A 25615-nucleotide genomic window follows, 5' to 3' on the forward strand; every position below is an offset into this window, starting at 1 on the left:
TTCTGAGCTACTGCAGGTTCAGGATGACGGTGGACACGTGTTGTGCTCCGCCACTGGTGGCTGTCACGGTGATGGTGTAGTCCTGCGGCTGCTGCGCCAGGAAGCCATTCCCACTGCCACATCCACTTAGGCCGACGAGAGTTGCTCCTCCGACGATCACGACTACAAAGAGAAACAGCAACCGCTGCAGACGTTGCGACGAGCGCCGCACGCGGCGTGCACCTGCTAGCGGTAGCAGTAACAGAGCCAGTGACCAAGGTGTATGGTTCTCACTTCTACGAGCCGTTACTGCAGCAGTCTGCACGGTCAGCGTCACCGTCTGTGGGCCGGCGTTCGCAGCGAAGCCGATAGGAGAGAGCGTGCAGGTCGCACCCTGCGGGCAGCCGGAGACAGCCAGCGATACCGCTGCCGGATAGCTATTGTTCCCGCTACTCGGTGCCAGATTGAAGGTGAAGCTGACTGCACTCCCCGGTATCACTGTCTGGCTGGCCGGGCTACCGCTGCCGGAGAAGGTGAAGTCCTGCGGCGCAACCGTTACAACTGTTCCTGCTCCTGCGCTGACGCTTGCAAGGAAGTTGATGTCGCCCACATATCTGGCTGTAAGTGTGTGCGTTACTCCAGGGGCAAGCGTCGTGGTGAATGACGCTGCGCCGTTTGCCAGCGGAACGGTCTGCAATGCTGTGCCGTTATCAAGGATCGTCACTGTCCCTGTTGGTGTGCCGCTGGTCAATGAAGTAACGGTTGCTGTCAGCGTGACGCTCTGGTTGGCAGCGGCAGACACGTTGCTCGTTGTCAGGCTGGTTGCCGTTCCTGCCTGAGTGATGATCAGCGTACCGTTCGTGGCTGACACCGTGTAGTTATTCAGGTTCGGGCCTGAAGCTGCCGGTACGATTGCGTAGCTGCCAACCGGCGTCGTTTGCGTTGCCGATGTACTGAAGCTTTCCATAAAGCTATCGTTGTACTTTGCTCCCGCAATCGAGCCGGTGAACGTTGAGTTCGCGGTGCCGTAGATGCGGCTGGTATTGTTTGCAGAAACAGTCAGTGGCGCCTGCGTAACGAGGAAGGTCGCATGCTGCGCACCTGCCTGGTAGTTGCTGTCTTCAGCTTGGTTCGCCTGCAGTATCACCGCTCCAGCTCCGATGATTGTCACTGTCGAACCGGCGATGGTTGCCGGACCCGACACCACGGAGTACGTGAACGCGCCAGTGGAATTCGACGTTGCACCCACCCCGAACGGAGCGTCGCCATAGGTGTGTGCCGGTACCGCAAAGTTGACCGTTGCAACTGCAGGTGCAACGTTGAAGCTTGTTGTTGCTGTAGCCGCTGCATAATTGCCCGCCGCAGCCTGGCTTGCTTGTAACGTCACCGTTCCTGCACCGATGATTGTCACTGTCGAGCCAGAGATGGTTGCAGGGCCCGACATCACTGAGTAGGTAAACGCGCCGGTGGAGTTCGACGTTGCAGTTACCGAGAAGGGAGCGTCGCCATACGTCTTCGTGCCGACGACGGCAAAACTCAATCTGGGGATGGCAGGTGCAACGTTGAAGCTTGTTGTCGCTGTAGCTGTTGCATAGTTGCCTGCCGCAGCCTGGTCTGCTTTCAGTGCTACCGTTCCTGCACCGGTGATCGTTACTGTGCTGCCTGCTATCGTCGCCGGTCCATTTACTACTGAGTACGTAACCGCGCCATTGGATGCTGACGTTGCACTTACTGGGAAGGGAGCGTCGCCATACGTCTTCGTGCCGACGACGGCAAAACTCAATGTCGGGATGGCAGGCGCAACGTTGAAGCTTGTTGTCGCTGTAGCTGTTGCATAGTTGCCCGCCGTAGCCTGGCTTGCCTGCAGCGTTACCGCACCCGCGCCGGTGATCGTTACTGTGCTGCCTGCTATCGTCGCCGGCCCACTTACTACGGTGTACGTAACCGTGCCATTCGACGCTGACGTTGCACTTACCGCGAACGGAGCGTCGCCATACGTCTTCGCGCCGACCGCGGCAAAGTTCAATGTCGGGATGGCAGGTGCAACGTTGAAGCTCGTTGTCGCTGTACCGGAGAGGTAGAGTGCAGTTGCGGCCATGTCCACCTGCAGCGTCACTGTGCCAGCTCCGGTGATCGTCACGGTGTTACCCGAAATGGTTGCTGGCCCGCTCACTACCGAGTAGGTAAACGCTCCGGTCGAGTTCGAGGTTGCGGTCACCGTAAACGGTGCATCGCCATAGGTATGTTGTGGCACCGTAAAGCTGACCGTCGGCGTGTCGCCCACCACGGTAAGGCTGAAGTTCGCCGTCGCTGTGGCACCGTTCGTGTCCGTCACCGTCACCGTATAGGTTGTCGCTGCGCTCGTCACCGTCGGTGTTCCTGAGACCGTGCCGGTGGCCGTGTTGAAGCTAAGGCCCGCAGGCAGTCCGGGAGAGGCTGTGTAGCTCAGCGGCGCCGTGCCCCCCGATCCGGTCACCGGTGTAAACGGTGTCGCCACATGGTTCGCCGTCAGCGTCGACGACACGACCGCCAGAGTAGCTGTCACAGGCTGGATCGCGGTGCCGCTGAGAGCGATTGTCTGTGTTGCATAGGGAGCAGTAGCGTTGAGATGGTTGTCGGTCAGTATTAGCGAGCCGCTGATGCTTCCTGCTGCGGTGGGAGAGAAGCTGATGGGAAGATCGCAGCTCGTGTTGGCAGCCAGCGTCCCCGGTGCCGACGAGCTGCTGTTCACCAGCGGGCAAGCGGTTCCACTGCTGCTGCTCAGGATGAAGTTCGTCGAGATGCTGGGATTATTTCCTGAAGGACTTGGCGACGGGAAGCTCAGGTCTGCGTTGCCGTTGTTGATCAACGTCACCGTCTTCGGGCTGTCGCTGCTGGTCGTACCGACAGGTGCTGTTGCAAAGCTCAGGCTCGGTGGGTCGGCGATGTCGATCTTTACGATCCGCTGGGTGTCATAATTCGAAAAATAGACATTCCCGTTGCCATCCACCGCTACGCCCCCGGGACTGTTCAGTCCACTCGCGATCGTGCTTTGGGTGTAGGTGCCGCTGGAGAGCGTCTCTTTCAGCACACGATTGTTATTGGGATCGGGGATGTAGACGTTGCCGTTGCCATCCACCGCTACACTCTGGGGATTGTTCAGTCCATTGGCGATTGTGCTTTGGGTGTAGGCGCCGCTGGAGAGCGTCTCTTTCAGCACACGATTGTTATTGGTATCGGCGATGTAGACGTTGCCGTTGCCATCCACCGCTACGCCCCGGGGATTGTTCAGTCCATTGGCGACATCTGATAGCTGGATATATCCGCTGCCACTGGGCGCGTATTTATGGATGGCACTGTTATTGGTATCGGCGATGTAAACTTTTGCGATGTATGCCGGAGCTGTCATCTGTCTTGGCGGGCTCATCTTCGCGGGGATCCGCATGATGAGTGGCCGATTCCAAGACGCCATTCCCGGACTCTTCGGCGCTCTGTTCGGTGCTGGAGTTCTCGGCTGGGGAGCCGGCTGGATCGGCTCACTCACCGGGCAGTCGATGTAGGAGGTGCATCGGTTATGACTCGGCGAGGAGAGCCGCAGGCAATCAATCAGGCGCTGAATCGTCCAAGGGCCAAACTTGGCCTGGACCTCACAGCATGGATGGCGATCGTATTCGTCTGCATTGCGGTTTTCCTCGTTGGGTTTCGTCTCCTGGCGATGATGGCATTTCCCACCCTTGCCGTGGGCGCGTGGCTCATCATTCGCAAACACCCGAAGATGTTCCAGCTCTGGGGCTTGAGCCTCAACCAGAAGAGCTACTATGACCCGCGCAAACACTGAGCAAGCGAAATTCGTCCCGTGGTTCGCCAAGGCAGGCGCCGCGTGCAGCATCGTGCCGATTGCCCGCTTCGTGAACAGTCATACCTTTGCGCTGAAAGGCGGTGGCTATGGATGCCTCTTTGCGCTATCGGGTGTCGATGAAGAGGGCCTGACGGACCAGGAGCTTGAGTCCCAGCTCCGCACGATCGAAGGTGCGTTGCGGGGCATGCCGGAAGGAAGCTGCCTCTATCAGTACACGCGCGTCCGCTCCGGTTTCTCGCTGCCTCGTCAGAAGAGCTACGCAAATCCCGTGACGCAGGTATTCGTTGAAGAACGTCTCCGTTTCTTGGACCAGACGGCGGGCTTTCGCCGTATTGATCTTCATTGGTGCTTGACGCTGGAGCCCTCAAAGGTCAAATGTTTCGAACGGACACCGGAGGAGAATGCCTCTGGCACATCGCGGTTGCTGTCGGAATTGCAGAAAACAGCCACGCTCCTGGCCGGAAATTTGGGCAGTTCCATCGGACTCCGGATGCTGGAAAAGCAGGACACGTTCCGATTCTTCAGCTACCTCTTCAATCTTGAGGATTGGGCCGAACAGGGACAACTCTGCAGCGATACTGGCGTGGACCGCCTGATCGTACAGAACCCTGTGTCGTGGGAGACTGATCATCTCCGCGTCGGCAAGCGATACGTCCAAATGTATTCCCTCAAGACGACACCGGAAGCATCCCGCCCGAGTCTCTTCGCGGATTTGCTCACCCTCGACTGCGATAGCATCCTCTGCTCCACGTGGCGACCGAAGTCCAGTGCCACCGCCCGGCGTGAAATCGATCAGCAGGAAAAGTTCATCTCGTTCTTCAAGGTCGGCGTGCTCTCGCGTGTAATGGCCTGCAGAGACACCGCATCGCTCGACACTGGAGCGGGAGCGAAGGCTGCGAATAATGCCGTCGATGACCTCAGCGATGTCATTCGGGCCCTCGATAAAAAGGCACAGGGCGAATATTCGCTTCGCCTCCTGATCGCCGCCCGGAACGTGGCCGATCTGCATGGCATAGCCCCCGCTGTGCATCGCGTTTTCGTCGAAGCGCGCGCTCAGGTCATGGAAGAGACACTGGGAAATCTCTCTGCGTTCTATACGATGTTTCCCGGCAATGCGAAGTTCAATGTGTTCCCGATGTGGCTGGGTGAGGACCATCATGCACGACTTTCCTCAATCTTCGCTCCGCATCTCGGACATCCTGAATCAGAAGACCTCGACCACGAATACCTGAATGTCTTCGAAACCCGCACAGGGACGCCGTTCTTCCAGGACGCATATGTGGATGGCGTGCGGGTCATGCTCATCCTCGGTCCTACGGGGTCGGGGGAGTCGGTGACGGGGAATGTCACCATTGCGCATGAACAGAAGTATGGCGGGTTCACTTACATCTTCGACATCGGCGGCAGCTATGAAAGCGTTGTCGAATTGTACGGAGGACGTGTCGATCGCATCGGTAAGAACGGCCCGCGAGTCAATCCGTTCACCTTGGAGCCGACCGAGAGCAATGTCCAATTTCTCTATAGCTTCATCAAACTCCTGCTGAGCAACGGCGGCGCAGAGCTTGAGCCAGAAGATGACGACGTGATTCATAAGGCTGTGCAAGACATGTACCTGCTCGATCCTGCGAATCGCCGACTGTCTAATCTCTACCTGCCGAAGAAGCTTGATCGGTATCTGTCAAAGTGGGTTGGCAGAGGCGTCTACAGCGCCATCTTCGACAACGTCGAAGACAGTCTTTCCCTCTCCCGGCTGCAATGCTTCGACTTCCAAGGCGTGAACAACGCTCAGTATGCGGACCTAATCGAGCCGTTGATGGTGTGGCTATTGAGGCGCATCAACGACGTGCTGTTCAATCCCTCCAATCTGGGTGTGCCGAAGCACATTCTCATTGAAGAGATCTTCTCTTCGATGAAGAACCGCCAGCTACTTGAGGCGGCGTTGGCCTCCATCAAGACTGTCCGCAAAAACCTCGGCGGTGTGACCATGATCGGCCAGTCTACAGAAGACCTCGGAGCGAACGCCGACTCCATCGTTAACTCCTGCACCTCATTCCTGTTCCTGCGCGACGCGACGTTCAACCGCAAACGGTATGCAGAGCTGTTCAAGATGAACGAACAGCAACTCGCTCTTTTCGAGAGCTTGCAGGACCGCGAAGCGCTCTACATGCGCCGCGACGGTTTGACCAAGGTTATTCGTTTGAATCTCGACAGCCGCAGTTACGCGGCGTTCTCCACCAAGCCGAAAGACCGTGTGCGCAGGTCGAAGTTGATTGCGAAGTATGGACTCACCGAAGGCATCTCCCGCTTTGCCCAGGGTGAGACGGAATAGCTAGCTCAGAAAGGACAACCATGAAGCCGCCCATCCCCATCGCTGTTGCTTTCCATCTTGCGCTGACTACCGCATCGTTGCACGCGGCAGTGCCTGTGCACCCGCTTCAGCCAAGCGCCCCCCGAACGGTGACCGTCTCAGAGTCGCAGACTCCTCCTGTGATCCGCGCAGGTCTGCTGCAATCAACCCTGATCGTTTTACCTGCCGAGGAAAAGGTCGCAAACGTCTTCGCTGGGGATACGGTCGATTGGGTCTTCGACGGTGGCCATGTGGCTTCGCGCTTCATCAGTGTGAAGCCGAAGACGGCCAATGGGTCGACAGACATCCATATTGTCTCCGATCACGGCAACGAGTACACGCTTCAGTTGCGAGAGATCTCCGACGACGCCGACGCCCACTATGACTCGAAAGTGCTGATCGAGCCCGGTGACAAGACTGCGAAAGATCGACTCGCGCAGTTACCCGTGTTCGTGCCGGCGGCGGACCTCGATAAAGCAAAACAGGAAGCGGCTGCGGCACAGGCGGCGCAGGCCGCCACGCTAAAGGCCGAGCAGACGAAGGAGGAGAGCTATCGCAACCAGTATCCCGGCTCGCTTCACTTCGATTTCGTCTGGGATGAAAAGAAAGGCAAAGAGCTTGGTCTCCAACAGATATGGCGTGATGACAAGTTCACCTACCTGCGCGGGCAGTTTCAGGAGACACCCGCGCTGTATGAAGTCAAAGACAAGAAGCCTTCACTCATTAACTTTGATTTCTCGAACGGTCTGTACGTCGTGCCCAAGCACTTGGACGCGGGCTATCTCGCCATTGGCAAACAGCGCGTGGATTTCCATCGCAGCACCGAGGGGAGGTAGCCGTGCCGGACTCGAACGAAAGCATCCCTGCAACCGTCCCGGAGCAGCCAGAGTCGAAGCCGCCGTTCCGGAAGAGTATGCCCGTCGTGATCGCCCTGGTCGTAATCGTGGGCCTCATTGGCATAGCCAACCTCTCCAGTCTGCTGACCGGGAATAAAAAGAATGCCCCGGCCAGTGCGTTGACCATGAGCCCGACGACACCTAGCGCCCAACAGATTTCGAGCTTCCAGACACAACAACAGACACAGGCACGGCATGATGCCGAAGAGCTACAGCGGCAACAGGCACTTGCGACCGCCATGCAGCAACTCCAGCAGGAACAAAGCGTACCCGGACCGGAGAGTGCGACCGCTGCACCGATGACTCCCGCGCAGCGGGACGCCATCTATGGCGGGAGCAGCAATGCCACGCAACGTACCTCCAACGTCTCAGAAGCGCAGGCAGAAGCAAAGCAGAAGCGTCTTGCGCTCGAGAAGCGGCAGCAGGATGCGCTTAATAGCGATACGGTGGCAATCGACTTCTCCCCCGCCGGATCGGCAGCACCCACCGGAATCCTCAGCGCCAAGACAGAAGGTGATGATCGCGCATCTGCGGAAGAATTCCCGAACAAAGCACTCCCGAAGGCTGCTTCAGCTAGGCCGACCAGGGCAGATCCGATGTCCTCGTATGATTTCGACCGTTACCAAGGGCAGCTCTATCGAATCTTCGAAGGGACGGTGCTGGAGGGGGTCGTTACCAACCATGTTGACGGCGGATTGTCGGGTCCGATCCTTGTCATGCTGACGACCGACTATTACTCCCACGACCATCAGCAACTACTGATGCCACAAGGTACCCGGCTCATCGGCACCGTGCAAAGTGTGGGTAATGCCCAGCAGCGGAAGATGTTTGTCACCTTCCACCGAGCCGTCTGCTCTGATGGTTTTTCCTTGGATTTTGACAAGTATCTAGGTCTCGACCAGGTTATCTGATGGCCTTCGGCGCCGCCGCCGCCATCGGCGGCCTGGGTGGCTTAGCCCAGATCGGCAACAGCGGTTCGGTCCTGTCTTCCTCAACGCAGATTCGGAATGGCATCTCCCAGGAGTCCGCCGCAGAAGGAGAACAGGTGCTCAATCACTTCCTCAACCGGCTTCCAGTTATCACGCTGAAGGAGGGGTCTCGCGCTCGCGTCTACATTGGGCGGGACATCCTCGTCCCGTCTTACGCAGAGCATCGCGTCGATCCCACGCTGTAACGAAAGGAGGAACCATGTATCCCAGCATCTCCTGTTCCCGTCGTCCTTGGATTTTTGTCCTGCCACTCGCTCTCGTGATCGCTGCAAGCGGATGGTTAGGAGGGTTCTCGGCACTCGCGCGAGCCGGCGATGCATCGCTTGAATTTGTCGGCCACCTCATCACCGAGCTCCATGATTTCCCCTTGGACCGGCCCGATCCGACCTACTCACGTTGCTTCTGATTTGCCCCACATCGGAGAGCCCATGAAACTCGATCTCACAAAACGTCGCAAGTGGATTCTGGGAGGCAGCTTGTTGCTGCTGACCGCCACTCCTAGCTTCGCAATATTTGGCATTGGAGACATTGTCTTTGATCCAACGAGCTATGCCAGTCTGGTCTCACAGCTCACGACCCTACAGACGCAGTACACCATGCTCAAGAACAACATCGAGCATTTCTCCATCAAGCAGCAGTGGCAAACCACACTGACTGCTCTCAAGAACGCAAACGTCAAGAACATGTTCGGCGAGACGAATGGGATGACGACGGCGCTGAACAGCAACTCGCCGACGGCTTCGAGCACCGGATGGACGGCCGCGACCGTTCCGGTCAGTTCCGATCTATCGACCTACGTCGGCACTCAAACACCGGGAAGCACGCAGCTTTCCCAGCTCGCCATGATCGAGATGTCGGATTCGGTTTCACCAGACTGCATCACGGCGGTGGGTCAATACCGGGCAGCCCGTTCACAGAACACATCCGCGACTACGAGCCTGACGGCCAACCAGCTCGATGGCTCCAGCACAACGAACAGTGAAGTCCAACAACTCAACCTGCTCAATGCTGCTGAGGCCCAGAAGATGTCCGAAACCCAAAATCAGGGTGCTCTGCAAGCTTGTCTAGCGTCCCAAATGACTGTGACGAATATGCAGCAACGGAATGCCGCCGCGACCGCCCTCAACACCGCAGTCTTCGTCCAGTCCCAGCACAGCACGCATGACATGAGTGCTGCAAGTGAAGGCAACACCTGGCAAACATACTTGCCGTAACGGAGACCCATGACGAAGCTGCTCAACACGAAACTGTTGCTTGCAATCCTTGCGGTGCTGGCCGCACTTGCCAGCGCCGCGATCTATCAAGGCCACGAGGCGGCAAAAGCCGCAGCCATCCTGGAACAGCAGCAGCGTGACACTGAGCGCCGCAGGCAGGAAGACGAGGCCTTCCGCAAGAAGGTCGAAGAAGACAAAAAGCGTCACAACTCCGTTGCTGGCAACGAAGGCAAGACCTGGAAGAGCTATATCCCCTAATCCCACGGGAGACCCCTATGAGCATCGCCGTTCTCGCACAAGCATTACCGTCCGCAAGCTCGGGCATGGACTGGCTCTACCAGTTCACCAATAACCTGACCAATCTAACAACGCAGAACGGCGGCGCATTGACCCAACTCGGTTGGACCGAGCTTAGTGCCATCTCTCTCTTCACCCTCGTGAACATGGTCATCAACTGGAACACGAGTACGATGACGTTCCGGTTGCATCACCATCTTGTACGTGCCGGCGACCTTACTCACTTCCTGCTCAAACTCATCGTGTGCAGTCTGCTGCTGAACTATTGGGTTAACCCGTTCCCAGGCGCGAGCTTCGGCATCAATCACTTCTTCTCGTACATCGCTCAAGCGATGGTTGCCGCGTTCGACCAACATTCGCTGGATCAGTTGCTACAGCTTCTTAAGAACGCTGGCAATGGTACGTCTATGCCTTCTTTGACGGCACCAGTGCAAATCCTCTGCTACGTGGTCGTCCAGATTATGCTTGGGCTTGCTTCTGCCATCCTCTTCGTCATCAATTGCAGTGCCTTCATCCTCTACGGGGTAACCGCACTCTTTGGCCCTGTCTTTGTGCCGTTGCTCATGACACAAACCTTTAAAGCGAAGTTCTTCCACTTCCTCGATGTGCTCATCTCGTTTGCGATGATTCGGGCGGTAGCGGCCGCATTCATTTATGTGTGGGCAGGATTCATGAATGGATTCCTCCAGCAAACCTTCAATGGCAACTATTCGATGGACATGTGGATCGCAAATTTGATCCCTTGCTTAATGGTTTTCGTCGCATTCATCATTAACATGCTGTTCATTCCGAGCATGACGCAGGCCATCTTTGGCGGTGCGGCGGGACTCGCATCATCAGGCCAACAGACGGTCGGGAACATCGTCAGGACGCTCGCAATCACTGGAGGCGTATAGCTATGTGGAATTACGGAAACGGAAGCTCAATAGGCGATGCATTGGGAGCGTTGGGGTTGGGCCGTGGATTCGTCAAACCTCTCCTCAAACTGTTCCTAATCGGCGTCCTGATTGCGGGGCTGATCTACGCCTACGTTGTTTTTAAAGCAGTCTCGGAAAGGAGCAATAAGCCTCATGTCCACGCACACAGCACCCATTGAGCGCGCGCTAACGCCTGAGCAATCGCTCCTCACAGACCAGATCGGCAATGAGGTCTATGCCTCGCACTATGCCGAGCGGAAAGCCTACCGCCTTGTCATCAGCTGCGGAACCGTATTGATATGCGGTTCCATGTGGCTGAACTTCTCTCTGGCGCACCGCCCGATTGCCAACCGCTACATCCGCATCGACGAAATGGGCCGTGCCCAGGCGATCCAATATAAGGACCTAGACTACAGTCCCCGTGAGGGCGAAGTGAGGACGTACCTGACCGACTGGGCCAACTATCGCTACACCATTAATCGGGAGGTCGTCGCCAAAAAGTATCCGCTCAACTACTACTTCCTCTCGGGGCCGCTCGCCTCGCAACTCATGGGCACGGATAACCAGAATCATCTCGTCTCGCAGGTCGCTGCAGGCCAGGTCGAATCGAGTGATGTTGAGGTGCGCAACGTGACCATCACGTCCATGTCCGAAGAGATGGTGCAGAGCGTTCGCATCGCGCGTGGAACGGCGCTTGTGACCTTCGACAAGATCTTCTCCGAAGAGCATTCCCATCAGCCCCGCACCGAGCACTGGTTGTTGTCTGTGACGTACTACCTGAATCCGAAGCAGGTTAATGACCAGGCGAAGATCTACCCGCAATACGAGTTCATCAATCCGCTGGGATTGACGATCACGGAGTTCCACGAAAACCGCGTGTCGGTGGACCCCATGACACCTGGAGGCACTGTTACAAATCCCAACGGCATTGCCCAGCCTGCTCATGGAGCTGCGCGATGAGCTTCCAGCTCATACTCCCGTTCTTTCCGGAGGAGCTTCGTGCGCTTCTCTTGGACCCGTCAATCTCGGATTTGATGATCAACGGTACGACAGGAGTATTCGCGGATCGTTGCGGCGTGGTCGAGCATATTCCGCTCTCCACGCCGTACACCAATGACCGCCTGACGGCGGCTATTGAGCGCGTCGCCCGCATCCTCGGGCAAGACTTGACCGCCCAGAATCCTATCCTGAATACGCGCTTGCCGGACGGCTCACGAGTGGCCGTCGTAGGGCCGCCATCCTCTATCAATGGACCAACGCTCACGGTGCGCAAGTTCAACCGCTGGTACACCTCCGATGAGTTGGTCCATGCAGGGGACTTTCCCGCACACGTTCGAGACACTGTTCTCACTCTCTTACAGAAGCGCAAGAACGGCATCATCAGCGGCGGAACTGGCTCGGGTAAGTCGACTTTGATGAAAGCGCTCCTCGACCATGTTCCGCTCCATGAAAGGCTCGTCGTGATCGAGCAGCCGGCGGAGTTGAAGATTGCCCATCCGAACGCTGTTCGTTGGGAGGCGGTCGATGCCATTCCCGGCCAGGTTGCCATCACGCCGAGCCAGTTGGTGGCGGCAGCTCTCCGCCACCGTCCCGACCGCATCATCATGGGCGAAATCCGTGACGAATGCGGATACGACTTACTGCAGGCCATGAACACCGGCCACGGCGGGACGCTCTCCACATTGCACGCCGATTCTGCTGTGGATGCCTTGGATCGTCTGGCCGACATGGCCCTCAGTGCAAGAACCAATTTGGATCAGGCATTTGTCCGATCGCAGACCGGCAAAGCCGTGGACTTCGTGTTGCATTGCGAGCGCGATGTCACGGGCCGCCGCCGCATCCGCGAACTGATTACGGTCTCCGGATACAGTCATGCGGAGCAATGCTTCCAGACGGAGGAGGTCTATCGTGCTTCCGACGCCTGACGCGCAGGCGTTCCGCTAAAGAATCCAACCCGAATCCGAGGTCACTCCGATGGTCATCCAAGCGGCTCTTACAGCTGCGCAACCCAACTCGTCTCTGAAAGCGCCCAACATGTCGATTCCAGTCGGCGAGACGCAGTGGTACGGGTGGCATTCCGTGTGCTCGATGCCGTCCAAGACCGAGGGCATTGCGGGATTCCATGGGTCTGCGATAGGTGGAACTTTCCGTCGTAGGAATCGTCCGGGTGACTTTGGTGCATTTGGGCACTCACCGTTCGTATACCGTCCTCTGCTTCGGGTTCACGCTTCGGGGCCAAACCGGCGCCCTGCGGCTCGGCGTCGTTCTGCTTCGACTACGTCGCCCCTGCGGGGTTTCGGTTCCTCCCAGAAAAAGTTTGACAGCCGCGGCAGAGAGCGCCGCTCAAACTTTTTCCGGGCCCCGCCAAGAAAGCACTCCTTGGCACTTGGGAGCCGGGCCCACTCGCTCGCTTCGCGAAGGGTGACCCGAGCAGGATACGGGAAATACAACGAAACGGAGATTACCACCATGTACTCAAACAAAGTCACCCTTATCGGCTTCCTCGGCAACGACGCAGAAGTTCGCACCAACGGCGATCGCAGCCTCACCACTCTCTCCCTCGCAACCAAATCCTCGTACAAGAAGGACGGCAAGTACATCGAGCACACGGAATGGCACCGCTGCGTCGTCTTCGGCAAGCTCGGAGAGTTCGCCGCCAAGCTGACCAAGGGCGCTCACATCCAGGTCGAGGGTGCGCTGCGCAGCCGCAAGTACGAGAGCAAGAAGACCAACTCGGAACAGACCATCTGGGAGATTCGGGTGAACTCGATTCTCAAGCTGGATCGCGCAGCCAAATCGGCGGCAGAAGACGATGACGAACTCATCGAGGAAGAGGTCGCATAGGCCTCCTCCTTCCTGACCGAGAGGTCCGGCTTCGAGCCGGACTTCTTCGGCCGCTAAAGGCCCGTGAGATTCACGCTCGCAATAAACGCAGAGGAGGTGGTTCGATGATTCAAACAGCCAAAGACTTTCTCGCTCGGAGCTTCGCTCCTTGCTCGACGATTGCTCTCCTGCTGCGAACGGAGAGTCCAGAAAAAACGCAGCAGCGTATCGTCACTCTGGAGCAGGCGCTTGCGCCTCGTTACCTCGGCTGGCTCGCGCATGAGAACCATGCAGGAGCGAATATCTATGTTGCTGCCAATCCGCTTCGCTCTGGCAGCCGCAAGCGCACGAAAGAGTGCATCGACAACGTCCGGCATCTCTACCTGGACATCGACGAGGATGGCGATGCCCGGCTCGCTGCGCTCCGGGCATCGGATGGCCTGCCTGTTCCGAGCGCCCTCCTTTCCACGTCCCACGGCAAGTATCAGGTTCTTTGGCGGGTCGAGGGCTTCGACTTCGCGATGCAGGAAATCGCTCTCAAGCGGCTCGCGTGCGCCTTCGGCGGCGACCCTGCTTGCACCGATTGCAACCGGGTGCTTCGCGTCCCCGGTTTCTTCAATCGCAAGTATTCTCCCGCTCACTGCGTCGCGGTCGAATACCTCTCTGACGCAACCTACAGTCCCGCGGACTTTCGCTTACCGGATGTTCCTGCGGTCGCCGCGATCCTGAGAAGCGGCGACACGCAACTGAGCACACCTCATAAAGGCACCCATTCGGAACTCGATTGGGCGTGGGCTTGCCACCAGCTTGCCCAGGGTAAAGATGCCGACAAACTGACCCATAAGCTGGCTTCGCGGCGCTCCGACAAACCCAACCCTCTCTATTACGCGCAGCGAACCATTGACATTGCTTCCGCTCGTCATTGGTTCCTCGAAGGTGCACTGATTGACGACGTAATCACCACGCTCGAAGATCGCCGCCGCTTCGAGCTGCCTGCTGCACTGTGCTTCGCCCGTGCGCGGGAGATCGCGGCCACCGCACAACGCATGGTTGCACGTAAGAAATTTGCTTGAACCTGTCACGAAAAGGAGAACGATATGCCACTACTGGAAGTAGTCCAAACCAAACACCTCAGCGCCTCCATTCGGTTGACTGATTCCACCGCTATGCAGGTCGATCAGTACGCCGCTTTCATCGAGGCTTCTGCTAACGATGTTGTCGAGCAAGCTTTGGCTTACGTCTTCAGCAAAGACCGCGAGTTTCAGGAGTTCCTTCGGACTCCGGAAGCGCAGCGGATTACGCCGACACTGCGTGTTCGTCGCGGTAACGGAAAAGATGCGTCGGACCGGCCTGCGCGCAAGCCGGTTTCGTCGGCATCTTCACCAGCACAAGCACCAGCAATCGTGGCGGGATCGAAGGCATGATCCCGCTGCAATATCTGTGGCAAAGCCACAACGGTGCTGCGCACCGGAACAATTTCGACACTCCACCCCTCAAAGGGTCGTGCAGGTATACCAACGTAAACCTGCACAAACAACAGCACATACGCTAAGGCCGGTATACGCAGGTATACCGGCCCGGAGCTATCCAGATGTCTCTTCTGAGTTCACAAAACGGCGCAAAGAAACCGGTCAACAAGACCGTGTTTCGCAACACCACACTATGCCTCAAGTTGACCGAAGAAGAGGCGCGATTGGTCGATGAAGTCGCCACGGCGAAGGGCGTTCCCCGTAGTGAATGGATGCGTGACGTGATCCTGCGTGAGCTGCGCTGCGAACCTGCACCCGATGTTTCGTTGGCCGAGATTCTTGGCGTTCGCCTGCTGTTGGTCAATGTCCTACGTCCGCTTGCCGCAGGACAGAATCTCTCGCTCGAAGCATTCGACAAACTGCTTGACCAGATCAGCACCTTGAAGCACGAGATGGCCGGGAAAGTCATGGCCGAAGGAAGGCGATAAGACAATGGCAAAGACAACGTGGGGTCGCAAAGAGACGATCATCTGGCCGCAGCACCGGCCCATCTATACCTATGGCGCGATCTTCGCCGCCATCGTTCTGACGCTCCTGTTTATCTATGGACGCCTTCGCTTGATCGGAACTCCATTGCAGCGGTTTTATATGCCGGTCTATGTGCGTATTTCCATCTTTGGGTCGTTCAGCAAGACGCATCGCAGTGAGTACCGGATGCTCTTTCTGACCGGGCGAGGCAACAAGCCAAGCCCCGTCATGGATGACGACGTAGTGCATGGACAAACGATGGAGCCGGGAGGCCGAATCATTCCCCTGGCGCTCTCTCCGAGTGCGCTTCAGCGTGGCGACGACTTGCTCTTTCGCGGCCCGCTACGGAGTTACGTGGACGCCCGCCTGGGCGACTATCTCAAAGTTACTGTTTATAAGGATGAGCTGTCCGCCATCGTGAAAACACCGCTGCTCTGTGGGGCCGGAGTGTTTCTGATCCTGTTGCCACTCGCCGTCACCAAGGATGTGAAGCGACAGAAGGCTTTGAAGTATGGACGTCGGCTGAAAGGCCCTGAAAAGCTCACACCGCAGGAGTTCAACGAGGTAGTCAAAGGTGATGGCGTCGGCTTCAAAACCGATGACATGAAAGAGATGATTCGCATACCGGCGCGGGCAGAAGCCCAGCACATGCAGTTCATCGGAGACACGGGCGCGGGTAAGTCCGCCCTGATGTTCCAGGTACTGCGGCAGGTACAAAGCCGGGGCGATTCGGCCATCGTGTACGACCCGGCCCGCGAGTTCGTGAAGCGGTTCTATGACCCGAAGCGAGGCGATGTGATCCTGAATCCGTTGGACAGGCGCTGCCCCTATTGGGGGCCAGCCGAGGAACTTCGCAGCCGCTCCGAAGCGAAGGCGTTGGCCGTCTCCCTATTCCAGCCGCCGCAGGATCGCAAGGGCGAGTTCTTCATCGAGTCGCCGCAGAAAATCTTCGCGTTCCTGATGGCCTATGGACCGACGCCGGATGAACTGGTGCAGTGGATGTCGAACCCGTATGAGATCGACCGCAGGCTCAAAGGCACCGAGCACGCACACCTGATCGACCCACAGGCCCACCAGCAGAGGGCCGGTGTTCTGGGCTCCCTGGGATTGGTCGCCGACAGTCTTCGCCTGTTGCCGAAAAAGGCAGAGGGCAACGGCACATGGACCGCATCCGATTGGGCAGAGAAACGGCAGGGATGGATCTTCCTTACCTCGCGAGCAGCCGAGCGTGAGGCGCTACGGCCATTGCAGAGTCTATGGATTGACTGGCTGGTTTTGCGTCTGCTTAATGAGCCGACCAAGGGACAAAAGCGTGTCTGGTTCTTGATCGATGAGTTGGCGAGCTTGCAGAAGTTGCCGCAGCTTCATACGGCAATCACTGAGGGACGCAAGGGCCAGAACCCAGTCGTGCTTGGCTTCCAGGGCAAGGCGCAGGTTGAGTACCTGTACGGGCATCTGGCCGAGGTAATGCTCTCCCAGCCTGCGACGAGTGTTTGGCTCACCACCAAAGAACCAAACGCCGGGGAGTGGGTATCGAAGTTCATCGGCAAAGTAGAGATCGAGCGGCTGCGTGAGACACATTTCGACGGTACAAGGGCAGGTCGCAATTTCACGATGGATAGGCAGGTCGAGCCTCTGGTTCTGGAATCCGAAATCTCCGGTCTTCCCGACCTCCACGCCTTCATGAAATACCAAAACTACGTCACCTACTTTTCGTTTCCGTACTTCGATATGCCGGAAATTGCCAAGCCCTTTGAGTTGCGAGAGCGGCCTGACGACAAGCTCCCGTATGACCCGAAGAACATACGGAACAGCAAGCCGGAGCCGTCTTCTGCGGAACTGAAGCGGGAGCCGGAGCCCTCAGCCCCGACGCCCACGCCTAACGAGCCTGCAACATCCCAAGCGGTTCAGCCGGAGCTTCCACTCACTACTGATGTCCATGAAGAACAGAACGTCATCACGCACGGTTAGAAGCCGCCATGCTGAATATCTCGAAGCCGCTCTCTGCCAGCCAGGCGCAGACGTATCACGCGAAAGAGTTCACCGCCGCCGAGCAAAATTATTGGAAGCAACGGGACACCATTCAGGGAGAGTGGCATGGCAAGCTGGCCGAACGCTTCGGCCTTTCGGGCGCTGTGGGAGCAGAAGAGTTCGCCCGTTTATCCGAGGGCCAGCACCCGGAGACTGGCAAGCAGTTGGTCTCTCATCGCGCCGTCCATGAATACAAGAACGCGGACGGGAAAACGGTGTCTCCGGTCGAGCACCGTGCCGGATGGGACGCTACTTTCTCCGCGCCGAAGTCCGTCTCTCTTACCGCGCTTGTCGGCGGTGATGACCGCGTGCGCGAAGCGCATCGTGAGGCCGTCAACGTCGCCTTAAACGAATTGGAGAGATACACGCAGGCTCGAATTGGTGGCAACAACCCTGCCGAGACGACTGGAAAGTTTGTGGCGGCAAAGTTCGAGCATGACACCGCTCGCCCGGTAGACGGCTACGCCGCGCCACAGCTCCACACGCATGTCGTCGTCTTCAATATGACCGAACGTGGCAACGGCAAGATGCGAGCCTTGCAGCCGCACTCCCTATTTGAAAGCCAGCAGTTTGCCACCGCTGTCTATCAATCCCACCTCACGTACAAGTTGCGCGATCTTGGCTATGAAATCGAGGCGGGCAAGAGTGGAGCACCTGACGTAAAGGGTTTCACAGCGGCCTATCTTGAGGCATCCAGCCCACGCCGCCAGCAGATCGAAGAGGCGCTAGGACGTAGCGGTTTCAGCGGGCCGGAGGCCGCGCAGATCGCCGCACATAACACACGCGATAAAAAGGTGATTTTGTCTCCCGATCAGATCCTCGCGGCACACAAACAGATCGCCGATGAGTTCGGCAACCAGGCCGACCGGGTTGTGGCCGAGGCGCAGGCGCGTAGACAGCAACAGAAGCATGAACGTCCCGCCAAGGAGCGTCAACAGCAAGTGCGCGAAGCTGTGACCTTTGCCCGCGATAAGGGTTTCGAGCGCGAGGCCGTGGTAGACGAACGTGCTCTCTATGTGGATGCGCTGCGCCGTGGCATGGGCGAGATGACGTATCCGGAGGTCCGCGCCAGCTTCGAGGCGCGTATCGCCTCTGGCGAGTTCAAGCAGATCACCGACGATGGCTCCAGAGCTGGGCGCAGGTTCACCACCGCGGCGACCATCAAAGCCGAGGCGGAAATTGTTCAGAAGGTACAGGACGGACAGAGCCGCGCACCGCAGATCATGGCAATTGAGAGCGCAGTCCCGCTTGTGGACTCGCGCCCTCATTTCAATGCCGCGCAGAAGCGAGTTGTCGAAGAGGTTTTAACGTCCAATGACCGCGTACAGGGACTACAGGGACGAGCTGGCTCAGGCAAAACTTCGGTGCTTTCTCTGATACGCGAGGGAGCCGAACAGAACGGCTACGCCGTGGAAGGTTTTGCCCCAACTTCGCGGGCCGCGAAGCAGCTCCGCGATGTCGGGATTAAGGCGGACACTCTGCAACGCTTCATCGCGGGCGGCGGCCTGCAGGCCGCCGGCGATCCCGCGAACAAGCATCTCTACATGATCGATGAATCCTCCCTGGCATCGACGCAACAGATGCGTGACTTCCTCCAGAAGATCGGCCCGCAGGACAAAATTTTGTTGATCGGCGACACGCGCCAACATCAGGGCGTCGATGCTGGAAAACCCTTCGAGCAGTTGCAGGATTCTGGCATGAGGACCGCGCAGCTTGACCAGATCATGCGCCAGAAAGATCCCGAACTGCTGAAAGCAGTCGAGCATCTTTCGAACAATGAAACCGCTATCGGCGTCGAAATGCTTTCCCAGCAGGGCCGTATTACCGAGATTGTTGACCCGCAACAACGAGTCGCGGCAATCGCCAAGGAGTATGCCGCCCATCCTGAGAACACGCTCGTCGTCTCGGCGGATAATGCCTCGCGCCGCGCCATCAATCAGGCCGTGCGGGAAGAATTGCAGGCGCTTGGCGTCGTGGACAAAGCCGACCATTCCATGCGCGTGCTTGCGCCTCGCAACGATATGACCGGAGCGGATCGAGAGTGGGCTAACTGCTATGAGACGGGAGATGTCCTGCATTACACGAGAGGTAGCAAGGAGCATGGAATCGAGCCAAGAAGTTACGCCCAGGTTGTCACCACCAACCCGGCTAAAAACCTCGTTACGGTGCGAAAAGATGACGGTCAGCAGGTAACGTACGATCCATCACGTCTGCGCGGCATCGCCGCGTACCACGAGATCGAGCGCGAGTTTGCTGTTGGCGAGAAAATTCAATTTACGGCTCCGAACAGAGACTTGCAGGTTGCCAACCGCGACCTCGCCACCATCGAGCACATCGGAGAAGATGGCAAGATCAGCGCCCGCATGGATGGAGGTAGAGACCGCATCGTGCGCTTTGATGCCCACAAGATGCGGCACCTCGATCATGGCTACGCCGTGACGTCACATAGCTCCCAAGGACTCACGTCTGAGCGCGTGTTGGTGAATATGGACACAGAGGTTCATCCCGAATTGATGAACAACAGGTTTGCATATGTATCCGTCTCGCGAGCTTCTCATGATGCGCAGATTTATACCAACAACGCTGCTTCGCTCACAGCGAGTCTTAGCCATGATGTGAGCAAGGCATCCGCTGTCACCTTCGGCAATGCGCAGATCAATTCTATGCAGCAGGGACTGACTCTGAGCGTGCGCTAAATTCAAGTCCGTCGCAGCGAGGTAGGCGGTTCCTAACACAGATCTAAGGTCAGGCCATTCGACGGAAAATGCCGGTGTGATCCTCAGTAATCTTAATCGGTCCGATGAGTGCCGGAACCTTTAGTCCATCACAGAAGAACATGACCTCAGAACCACGGGATGCAGATCTCGCGCTGTATCCGATGTCATAAACAACATGACTGGTTCCTCGGTACAGATCGCGGATCGCAGGGACGTTGTCGTATGACACTATCCAACGCTGCTGATGCGTCGCGGACATCATAAATTTGGCAACCTTCTCATGATCCTGATGCTCGTAGAAGTCGTGATAAAGCGCACGGCCTTTTACATAATAAGGAGGATCAAGATACACGAGCGTCTTCGCGGGCCATTTGGCCATTCCGCTCTTCAAGAATCTGAGGGCATCCTGGCGCGTGAGCTTGATTCGATCTTTCATAGCTGCGATCGCTTCAACGCGTTTGACTAACTCTTTAGCGTTAAAACGCGCATCGATTTTCCAGGGTCCGGTCTGGTCACGCCCTCCGATAATGCCCCCATTCAGAATGCCAGAACGATTAGTCCGGTTTAGAAAGAATGTCGCAAACCCAATTTCAAGTTCGGTGTGATTATCAAGATGAGACAGTATCTGCTTCTGCTTATCCCATGCCTTCACGGTCAAGGGTGTCTTCAAAATCAAGCTGCAAAAGTCGTCGGTATGCTCAAGAACACTCTTCCAGAAGGAATGCACCGGCACGCTGACATCATTGATATGGACGCGGGAAACGTACTCGTGAAAAAGAAGTTCGAGGGCAATTGCAGCCCCACCGGCATAGGGCTCGACGTATTCGCCATCGAGGAGTCCATTCTCTTTCATTAGGGCTTTGACATAGGCTGCAAGTTTTGCCTTACCGCCCGGATAACGCAAAGGCGTGAAGTGCAGAAGACGATATGGTTTCGGTAGGTCGGAATCTTCTAGGGCCATAGTTTCTCAAAAAAAGGCTGGGCATTGTCCCATGCGGCAGTCAAATGGCTCTCAACCGGAGTGAAGTACCTATTGTGAATGTATGCGTGAAGGGTATCTATAGAGAAGGGATGATTCGTATCGCTTAGTCCACGCGTTACACCCAGAAAATCCTTCTCGACCGATCCCTTGCTGACGAGATCAGCAATAGCTTCTTTGACTTTGGTTTTTAGGTTCTTGTCGGAGGTATGTCCACTCTTGGGGTTGGTGAAGGTGAGCTTCACCTTCGCTGTCTTGGTCAAATATTCGTCAACCGATAGTTCGAGGAACACCCTAAGTAGTACGGCAATCGCATGCTTGTGTTTCCCAAGCTGTAGGGATTTAAGCTCTTCAAGCATGTCCGCGATCTTTGGTGTCGTCACCTTCAGCTTGCAACCCTTTGGCACAACGCTGGTTCGGGGAGACGGTCGGCTCGCGCGCGCCTGCCGCGGTGCGGGCGCATGTTTAGCGGAAAAATCCTTGTCGGTTATCTTGTCAACCGCAATATTGGTAGCGGTAGCTTTCGAGAAGTCTGGGCGGTCGGGCTTCTTTAGCGTCGCTATATAGGCGTTTTGCTGGTCCTTCGTCTTGACATCGTTGACGTTGATCTCTTTTTCCGCCAAGTCGAGAACGATCTTCTTCAGCGGTTTGATCGCCTCGTCAGCGGGAAGCTTCGTGAGTAGTTTGCCCTTCTCAATGTCAAAGCCAAGAGCAGAACGCACGGTAGGAGTGGAAAGCAGACGATCGAGTGTCGAAAGGAACTTGGATGTATTGATCCGCTCGACCTGCTCCTCCGAAAGATCACCATGCTGTAAGACAAATTCCAGTGCCTGCAAAGCTGGATCGCGTCCGGCAAAGCGAGAACTAGCCACAGCTGACCAGTCCACTATTCCTCGACCATTATCCTCGCCGCTGTGCCTTTGCCGAATCCAATCGTTGCCTTCCGCTCGGTCGGCAACTTCAAAGCAATCGACAGGTTCAACCCGCTTCGGGTCGAACTTCTGGGCAGCTTTCTCCAATCGCTTCCTAAACGCGTCTGGCATCGTAAAGGTATGGATCAGAGAAGGGTTCTTTAGTAGCTTCACGCAAAGGACACGCCGGTTTCCTTCAAGAACAGTAAACTTTCCCGCTCGATCAGTACGTAGCACGAGGCAGCGATCCATAGGGCTAAATCCCCGGACTGCTATGCTCTCTGCAAGGTTAATCAGCTTAACCTTTTGCTCAGCAATGATTTTCTGCATCGCGTCGCGCTGGTCGGTCGCGAGCGTAATGCGCGGATTCTCGAGGTCGAGTTCGAGGCTATCAATTTTTAGCGACTTTGCGGGCATGTGCTCTGGAGTTCCGCCCGAGTATACATGACGGCACAACTGAGCCGATTGCGAAGTCTCGGATGGCACCCATACCTTGATTACCGATCCGACCCATCGCAGCAATGTTCGTAGCTGGATCACCGGCTATATCTGGATCGTGAGAGTACGTTCCAGCCTTGACCAGATTCCCGTTGTCGTCCTTCTGAGAGATTGTTTCCTTCGAGTACTGCACACCGTTCTGCTGATCGGCTTTCTGGTTTGCCTCGAATGTTTTGTCATCGATATTGCTGCAATCCTTGCCATCAGCAGTGCAAACGCGGTACGTATGCCCATCGTCATCTCTGCCGATAAGAGGATTGTTCCGACCGTATGAGTAAAGGTTCCAACTCTGCGGATTAGAAGGACTTTGATCGCTGCCGTCATCGGGCGACATGAAACGGCCCATCGAACTTGCCATGTACCTGGCCCCGAAGTAGTCGAGTCCTGATTCTGTGTCCCTTTCTTTGCCGGTGAACCGGGATGCGAAATGCACAAAGCATGGAGTGCAGTCGTAGATAAAGGGGGCCTGCATCATAGTGGAGTGTCACTCTTCAGCCGGTACAGAGCACCGTGCTCTTTTGGGCAGGTTGGCTCCGGCATACCATTTAAGCTGCGACCGAATCTGCCGTATTATGCAGTAGCTGTCACATCGAGCACTTTAAGGGACGACGCCACTACCGTAACGAGGAGTTGCGGCAGAATTCCTCCGAAGCTCCACACTAGCCCATCAAGGTAGCCTTGCTGGTTCACCGACACCCATCCCCAACCGAACTCTGTGCCGATAAACTCTCGCCATGGATGGGTCGAACTAACCTCGGTGGCTTCTTTCCAGTCCTGCGCCGAAGAATTTGTTACCCAAAAGTCCAGGGTGTCGTCATCTGGGTCTGCCTTGATCATGAGGGCCTTCGACTCAAAATCGAGCACTAGGCCCACAAATAGGTCATCGACAACCTCCCTCCGCACAGCCTTGAGAAGGAGCCCGTTAACTTCATGAAAAGCCGAAAGAAGGGGATACAGAGCTTCGGCTGCTTTCACCTTTGTTGTTGTCATATCTACATTCCTCAGTACTGTTGCCCTAACCGTCCGGCTTGCTTAGCTATCTTGACTGCCGTTTCTGCGCTCGAATCGCCTCGCGCTGCCGCTTCGGCAGCCTCTCCCAGCGTCCGATCCGCCCATGGACCTGCTTGGTTTACGTTTGAGCCGGAACCGCCGCGACTCCGAATGACATCGCGTACTTTCTCGCCCGCACGATTTGCCAAGTTACCCAGCTTGCTCCTTGCTTTGCCGCTGAGGCCCCCGCCTCCACCACCACCGCCGTTTCCTCCTCCGGCTCTACACATTACGTTGCTGGCTGCATAGCCAGCAACTCCGCCCGCGATTCCGCCACCCACAGACCCGATAGTAGCGCCAATAGCAGCTCCTCCTGCCCCACCGCCTACCGTTCCAACTCCGGGAGCAACGAACGTTCCGCCTGTGCCGCCGATCACCGCTCCTAATGCACCGCCGCTCTCTCCGCCCGCCAGCGCACCCCCTGCCGCTCCGCCCGCCGTCGCCGCTACTTGGCACAACGTCTGATTGGTACTTATGAAATTTGACACTGTTTGAGCAGCATTAGAAAGCGCGCTAGTCGCTCTCTGTGCAATCTGGCCAACAGCATTCCAATTGATCGTTGGTAGCGGCGGATCAGGGTCAGCTGTTACACATACGTCGGCTTCAGTCCCGTCCTTACACTTCTCGTGCCCCTCAGAATCTCTATTCGACAGAGGATTGTTTTGAACGTACGAGTAGAGATTGAGGCTCTGAGGGTCTTCGAAGTCAGCATATGGAACTGGGTCCGGATCGCTGCTCCAATCTGGGGTCAAGAAACGGCCCATCGAACTTGCCATGTACCTGGCCCCGAAGTAGTCGAGTCCTGATTCTGTGTCTCTTTCTTTGCCGGTGAACTTGTAGGCAAATGCACAAGCGTAGATGAAGCATCCTGTGTCATACGTATAGGGATTACGGTTTCTTCTGTTGATTGGCTTCAGCAATCTCAGCAACTGATTCGAGTTTGAAGACAAAATCTCGCTTAACCACGAAGCCCCCCTCGGAACCTCTCGTCGTACGACCGGTCAGTATTGCATAGATCACAGCGGTCGATTGCCTGCGTTCTGCAAGGAACCGGTAAAAGTGAGCTACGTCATCATTTTTGAGCGCTGAATCATCTGCGATAAGAGACAATGCTTGTTTCGGGCAAGCTCTGTCCGATATTGAAGTTCCGTGCCTGTATGTCTTCACCCTCACCCTAACGGTCACCGAACTGTCGAGATAGTGTTCTGGCTGGGAAAGTATCTGACACAGGGAGACGGAAGCCGCCGGTTCCTTTGCTTGCATTGGCGCAGCCAAACACTGTGACAAGAAGACAAAGACAGAAGTGATTGCGAGAATGAAAAGATTTCGAATCATGGGCAGGAACCTCCGTAAACGTCGTAACAGGCGTTCGAGTATGCGTCTCTAGTAATGTTGGTTGTTCGCTGCTGGGGGCTGATGCCAGGAAACCACGCTGGATGTTCGTCCGTTTCGTTGCGTACTCCCAACCCCTTGTCTACGGCAGACTCGGCTTGATACGCGTGATACTCCGTGCCATAGAACTGCCAAAATGTCTGCGGCATGCCTTGCTTGCGTTGATCCACACCATGCGTACCTTCATGGGCCACGGTCTCACCCTTGCCGGCTTGCTGCATGTTGCTGAGGGCATCCTTACCAAAGCTGATGGTCGTGATCCCGTTTTTCGTTGAAGTAGAACCGAGCGCTCCGGGGTCCTTTTGATTGAAGTCAATCTGTACCCCGTTCTTCTTGCCTTCATCGCCATAGAATGCAAGTGCCTTATCCAGCATCGCCTCCCCCGAGGTACCAGCCTTAAGATTTGCGTCCGCGGCTCTGATGGCGGCTAAGGCGTCTCGAATCGCACCGCATTGTTCTTTAGTTCCAGCGCATTCGTAATGACCGTCTTTATCAACTCTTGAGAGGGGATTATTGCCAACATATGCATACAGGTTAAGGGTCTGAGGGTTGTCGAGTTTTGCGTAAGGGACCGGCTCGGCTTTCGCCGCCCAGTCCGGACTCATGAAGCGAAGTACCTGGCCCCGAAGTAGTCAAGCCCCGATTCGGCGTCTCTTTCTTTGCCGGTAGAAAGTGATGGGTTTAAGGCGCACGATTGCATATAACTTGGAGTGCAGTCGTAGATAAACCCTGTCTGCATC

At 56.6% G+C, this 25615-nt stretch carries 22 protein-coding genes and 3 pseudogenes; 17 read left to right on the plus strand and 8 right to left on the minus strand.

All coding sequences use genetic code 11. The features are described 5' to 3' along the window. Window positions 1-7 precede the first annotated feature (7 nt). The gene (locus tag AB6729_RS05405; protein ID WP_371081192.1) at window positions 8-3403 is read right to left on the minus strand and encodes an Ig-like domain repeat protein; all 3396 of its coding nucleotides are present in this window, start codon (window positions 3401-3403) and stop codon (window positions 8-10) included. Here AB6729_RS05405 and AB6729_RS05410 point away from each other — a divergent pair. From AB6729_RS05410 to mobF, 16 genes and pseudogenes are all read left to right on the plus strand, one after another. Beyond that, a pseudogene (locus AB6729_RS05410) lies at window positions 3339-3518 on the plus strand (hypothetical protein); the annotation flags it as partial. The gene AB6729_RS05405 and the pseudogene AB6729_RS05410 sit on opposite strands and share 65 nt — an antisense overlap. A 14-nt stretch (window positions 3519-3532) precedes the next feature. Then, complete coding sequence (locus AB6729_RS05415; protein ID WP_371080549.1) at window positions 3533-3796, plus strand: VirB3 family type IV secretion system protein; 264 nt, start codon at window positions 3533-3535, stop codon at window positions 3794-3796. Beyond that, a complete protein-coding gene (locus AB6729_RS05420; RefSeq protein WP_371080550.1) occupies window positions 3777-6146 on the plus strand; it encodes a VirB4 family type IV secretion system protein in 2370 nt (789 codons plus the stop codon). The genes AB6729_RS05415 and AB6729_RS05420 overlap by 20 nt, the downstream gene beginning before the upstream one ends. 20 nt (window positions 6147-6166) lie before the next feature. Next, window positions 6167-7000, plus strand: a complete 834-nt coding sequence (locus AB6729_RS05425) for a TrbG/VirB9 family P-type conjugative transfer protein (RefSeq protein ID WP_371080551.1) — start codon at window positions 6167-6169, stop codon at window positions 6998-7000. Window positions 7001-7002: 2 nt separating this feature from the next. Continuing rightward, window positions 7003-8234 (plus strand): annotated as a pseudogene (locus AB6729_RS05430) (TrbI/VirB10 family protein). A 243-nt stretch (window positions 8235-8477) separates the two neighbouring features. Beyond that, on the plus strand, window positions 8478-9263 hold the full coding sequence (locus AB6729_RS05435; RefSeq protein ID WP_371080552.1) for a hypothetical protein: 786 nt from the start codon (window positions 8478-8480) through the stop codon (window positions 9261-9263). 9 nt (window positions 9264-9272) lie between these two features. Next, window positions 9273-9521 (plus strand): hypothetical protein, encoded by a 249-nt coding sequence (locus AB6729_RS05440; protein ID WP_371080553.1) that lies wholly within the window; start codon window positions 9273-9275, stop codon window positions 9519-9521. 17 nt (window positions 9522-9538) lie between these two features. Continuing rightward, the gene (locus tag AB6729_RS05445) at window positions 9539-10456 is read left to right on the plus strand and encodes a type IV secretion system protein (RefSeq protein ID WP_371080554.1); all 918 of its coding nucleotides are present in this window, start codon (window positions 9539-9541) and stop codon (window positions 10454-10456) included. Between the two features lie 174 nt (window positions 10457-10630). Next, window positions 10631-11437, plus strand: coding sequence for a VirB8/TrbF family protein (locus tag AB6729_RS05450; RefSeq protein ID WP_371080555.1), 807 nt, complete (start codon window positions 10631-10633; stop codon window positions 11435-11437). After that, the gene (locus AB6729_RS05455) at window positions 11434-12402 is read left to right on the plus strand and encodes a CpaF family protein (protein ID WP_371080556.1); all 969 of its coding nucleotides are present in this window, start codon (window positions 11434-11436) and stop codon (window positions 12400-12402) included. Before AB6729_RS05450 ends, AB6729_RS05455 begins: the two co-directional genes overlap by 4 nt. Before the next feature lie 544 nt (window positions 12403-12946). Beyond that, window positions 12947-13321, plus strand: a complete 375-nt coding sequence (locus AB6729_RS05460; protein ID WP_371080557.1) for a single-stranded DNA-binding protein — start codon at window positions 12947-12949, stop codon at window positions 13319-13321. Window positions 13322-13425: 104 nt separating this feature from the next. Continuing rightward, entirely contained in the window at window positions 13426-14373 is a 948-nt protein-coding gene (locus AB6729_RS05465; RefSeq protein WP_371080558.1) for a RepB family DNA primase, read from the plus strand. A gap of 24 nt (window positions 14374-14397) precedes the next feature. Beyond that, on the plus strand, window positions 14398-14724 hold the full coding sequence (locus AB6729_RS05470; RefSeq protein WP_371080559.1) for a hypothetical protein: 327 nt from the start codon (window positions 14398-14400) through the stop codon (window positions 14722-14724). Window positions 14725-14891: 167 nt separating this feature from the next. Continuing rightward, complete coding sequence (locus AB6729_RS05475; protein WP_371080560.1) at window positions 14892-15257, plus strand: hypothetical protein; 366 nt, start codon at window positions 14892-14894, stop codon at window positions 15255-15257. Window positions 15258-15261: 4 nt separating this feature from the next. After that, the gene (locus AB6729_RS05480; RefSeq protein ID WP_371080561.1) at window positions 15262-17268 is read left to right on the plus strand and encodes a type IV secretion system DNA-binding domain-containing protein; all 2007 of its coding nucleotides are present in this window, start codon (window positions 15262-15264) and stop codon (window positions 17266-17268) included. Window positions 17269-17276: 8 nt separating this feature from the next. Next, window positions 17277-20024, plus strand: a complete 2748-nt coding sequence (gene mobF / locus AB6729_RS05485) for a MobF family relaxase (protein WP_371080563.1) — start codon at window positions 17277-17279, stop codon at window positions 20022-20024. Window positions 20025-20073: 49 nt separating this feature from the next. Here the strand turns inward: mobF and AB6729_RS05490 are convergent, their stop codons facing one another. Next, entirely contained in the window at window positions 20074-21006 is a 933-nt protein-coding gene (locus AB6729_RS05490) for a DNA adenine methylase (RefSeq protein WP_371080564.1), read from the minus strand. After that, window positions 20997-22352 carry a hypothetical protein gene (locus AB6729_RS05495; RefSeq protein WP_371080565.1) on the minus strand — a complete coding sequence of 452 codons (1356 nt, stop codon included), beginning with the start codon at window positions 22350-22352 and terminating at the stop codon, window positions 20997-20999. The genes AB6729_RS05490 and AB6729_RS05495 overlap by 10 nt, the downstream gene beginning before the upstream one ends. Before the next feature lie 76 nt (window positions 22353-22428). Between AB6729_RS05495 and AB6729_RS05500 the strand changes: the two genes are divergently transcribed. Further along, a complete protein-coding gene (locus tag AB6729_RS05500) occupies window positions 22429-22707 on the plus strand; it encodes a hypothetical protein (protein WP_371081211.1) in 279 nt (92 codons plus the stop codon). Window positions 22708-22719: 12 nt separating this feature from the next. Here the strand turns inward: AB6729_RS05500 and AB6729_RS05505 are convergent. From AB6729_RS05505 to AB6729_RS05525, 5 genes and pseudogenes are all read right to left on the minus strand, one after another. After that, a pseudogene (locus tag AB6729_RS05505) lies at window positions 22720-22908 on the minus strand (RHS repeat-associated core domain-containing protein); the annotation flags it as partial. 95 nt (window positions 22909-23003) lie between these two features. Next, complete coding sequence (locus AB6729_RS05510) at window positions 23004-23423, minus strand: DUF6334 family protein (protein WP_371080566.1); 420 nt, start codon at window positions 23421-23423, stop codon at window positions 23004-23006. 11 nt (window positions 23424-23434) lie between these two features. Then, complete coding sequence (locus AB6729_RS05515; protein WP_371080567.1) at window positions 23435-24433, minus strand: RHS repeat-associated core domain-containing protein; 999 nt, start codon at window positions 24431-24433, stop codon at window positions 23435-23437. After that, window positions 24372-24818, minus strand: a complete 447-nt coding sequence (locus AB6729_RS05520) for a hypothetical protein (RefSeq protein ID WP_371080569.1) — start codon at window positions 24816-24818, stop codon at window positions 24372-24374. Before AB6729_RS05520 ends, AB6729_RS05515 begins: the two co-directional genes overlap by 62 nt. Then, window positions 24815-25480: a hypothetical protein gene (locus AB6729_RS05525; protein ID WP_371080570.1), complete on the minus strand. Its 666-nt coding sequence runs from the start codon at window positions 25478-25480 to the stop codon at window positions 24815-24817. The genes AB6729_RS05520 and AB6729_RS05525 overlap by 4 nt, the downstream gene beginning before the upstream one ends. Window positions 25481-25615: the final 135 nt, after the last annotated feature.

This window comes from Terriglobus sp. RCC_193 (genome assembly GCF_041355105.1).
Lineage (GTDB): Bacteria > Acidobacteriota > Terriglobia > Terriglobales > Acidobacteriaceae > Terriglobus.

Bases quoted from the DNA above. Each gene is read 5' to 3' on its own strand.
- AB6729_RS05460 (WP_371080557.1), top strand. From the start codon at position 12,947: ATGTACTCAAACAAAGTCACCCTTATCGGCTTCCTCGGCAACGACGCA.
- AB6729_RS05455 (WP_371080556.1), top strand. From the start codon at position 11,434: ATGAGCTTCCAGCTCATACTCCCGTTCTTTCCGGAGGAGCTTCGTGCG.
- AB6729_RS05465 (WP_371080558.1), top strand. From the start codon at position 13,426: ATGATTCAAACAGCCAAAGACTTTCTCGCTCGGAGCTTCGCTCCTTGC.
- AB6729_RS05415 (WP_371080549.1), top strand. From the start codon at position 3,533: ATGACTCGGCGAGGAGAGCCGCAGGCAATCAATCAGGCGCTGAATCGT.
- AB6729_RS05525 (WP_371080570.1), bottom strand. From the start codon at position 25,480: ATGAGTCCGGACTGGGCGGCGAAAGCCGAGCCGGTCCCTTACGCAAAA.
- AB6729_RS05420 (WP_371080550.1), top strand. From the start codon at position 3,777: ATGACCCGCGCAAACACTGAGCAAGCGAAATTCGTCCCGTGGTTCGCC.
- AB6729_RS05405 (WP_371081192.1), bottom strand. From the start codon at position 3,403: ATGCGGATCCCCGCGAAGATGAGCCCGCCAAGACAGATGACAGCTCCG.
- mobF (WP_371080563.1), top strand. From the start codon at position 17,277: ATGCTGAATATCTCGAAGCCGCTCTCTGCCAGCCAGGCGCAGACGTAT.
- AB6729_RS05480 (WP_371080561.1), top strand. From the start codon at position 15,262: ATGGCAAAGACAACGTGGGGTCGCAAAGAGACGATCATCTGGCCGCAG.
- AB6729_RS05450 (WP_371080555.1), top strand. From the start codon at position 10,631: ATGTCCACGCACACAGCACCCATTGAGCGCGCGCTAACGCCTGAGCAA.
- AB6729_RS05520 (WP_371080569.1), bottom strand. From the start codon at position 24,818: ATGATTCGAAATCTTTTCATTCTCGCAATCACTTCTGTCTTTGTCTTC.
- AB6729_RS05445 (WP_371080554.1), top strand. From the start codon at position 9,539: ATGAGCATCGCCGTTCTCGCACAAGCATTACCGTCCGCAAGCTCGGGC.
- AB6729_RS05425 (WP_371080551.1), top strand. From the start codon at position 6,167: ATGAAGCCGCCCATCCCCATCGCTGTTGCTTTCCATCTTGCGCTGACT.
- AB6729_RS05475 (WP_371080560.1), top strand. From the start codon at position 14,892: ATGTCTCTTCTGAGTTCACAAAACGGCGCAAAGAAACCGGTCAACAAG.
- AB6729_RS05435 (WP_371080552.1), top strand. From the start codon at position 8,478: ATGAAACTCGATCTCACAAAACGTCGCAAGTGGATTCTGGGAGGCAGC.
- AB6729_RS05510 (WP_371080566.1), bottom strand. From the start codon at position 23,423: ATGACAACAACAAAGGTGAAAGCAGCCGAAGCTCTGTATCCCCTTCTT.
- AB6729_RS05490 (WP_371080564.1), bottom strand. From the start codon at position 21,006: ATGGCCCTAGAAGATTCCGACCTACCGAAACCATATCGTCTTCTGCAC.
- AB6729_RS05470 (WP_371080559.1), top strand. From the start codon at position 14,398: ATGCCACTACTGGAAGTAGTCCAAACCAAACACCTCAGCGCCTCCATT.
- AB6729_RS05440 (WP_371080553.1), top strand. From the start codon at position 9,273: ATGACGAAGCTGCTCAACACGAAACTGTTGCTTGCAATCCTTGCGGTG.
- AB6729_RS05495 (WP_371080565.1), bottom strand. From the start codon at position 22,352: ATGCCCGCAAAGTCGCTAAAAATTGATAGCCTCGAACTCGACCTCGAG.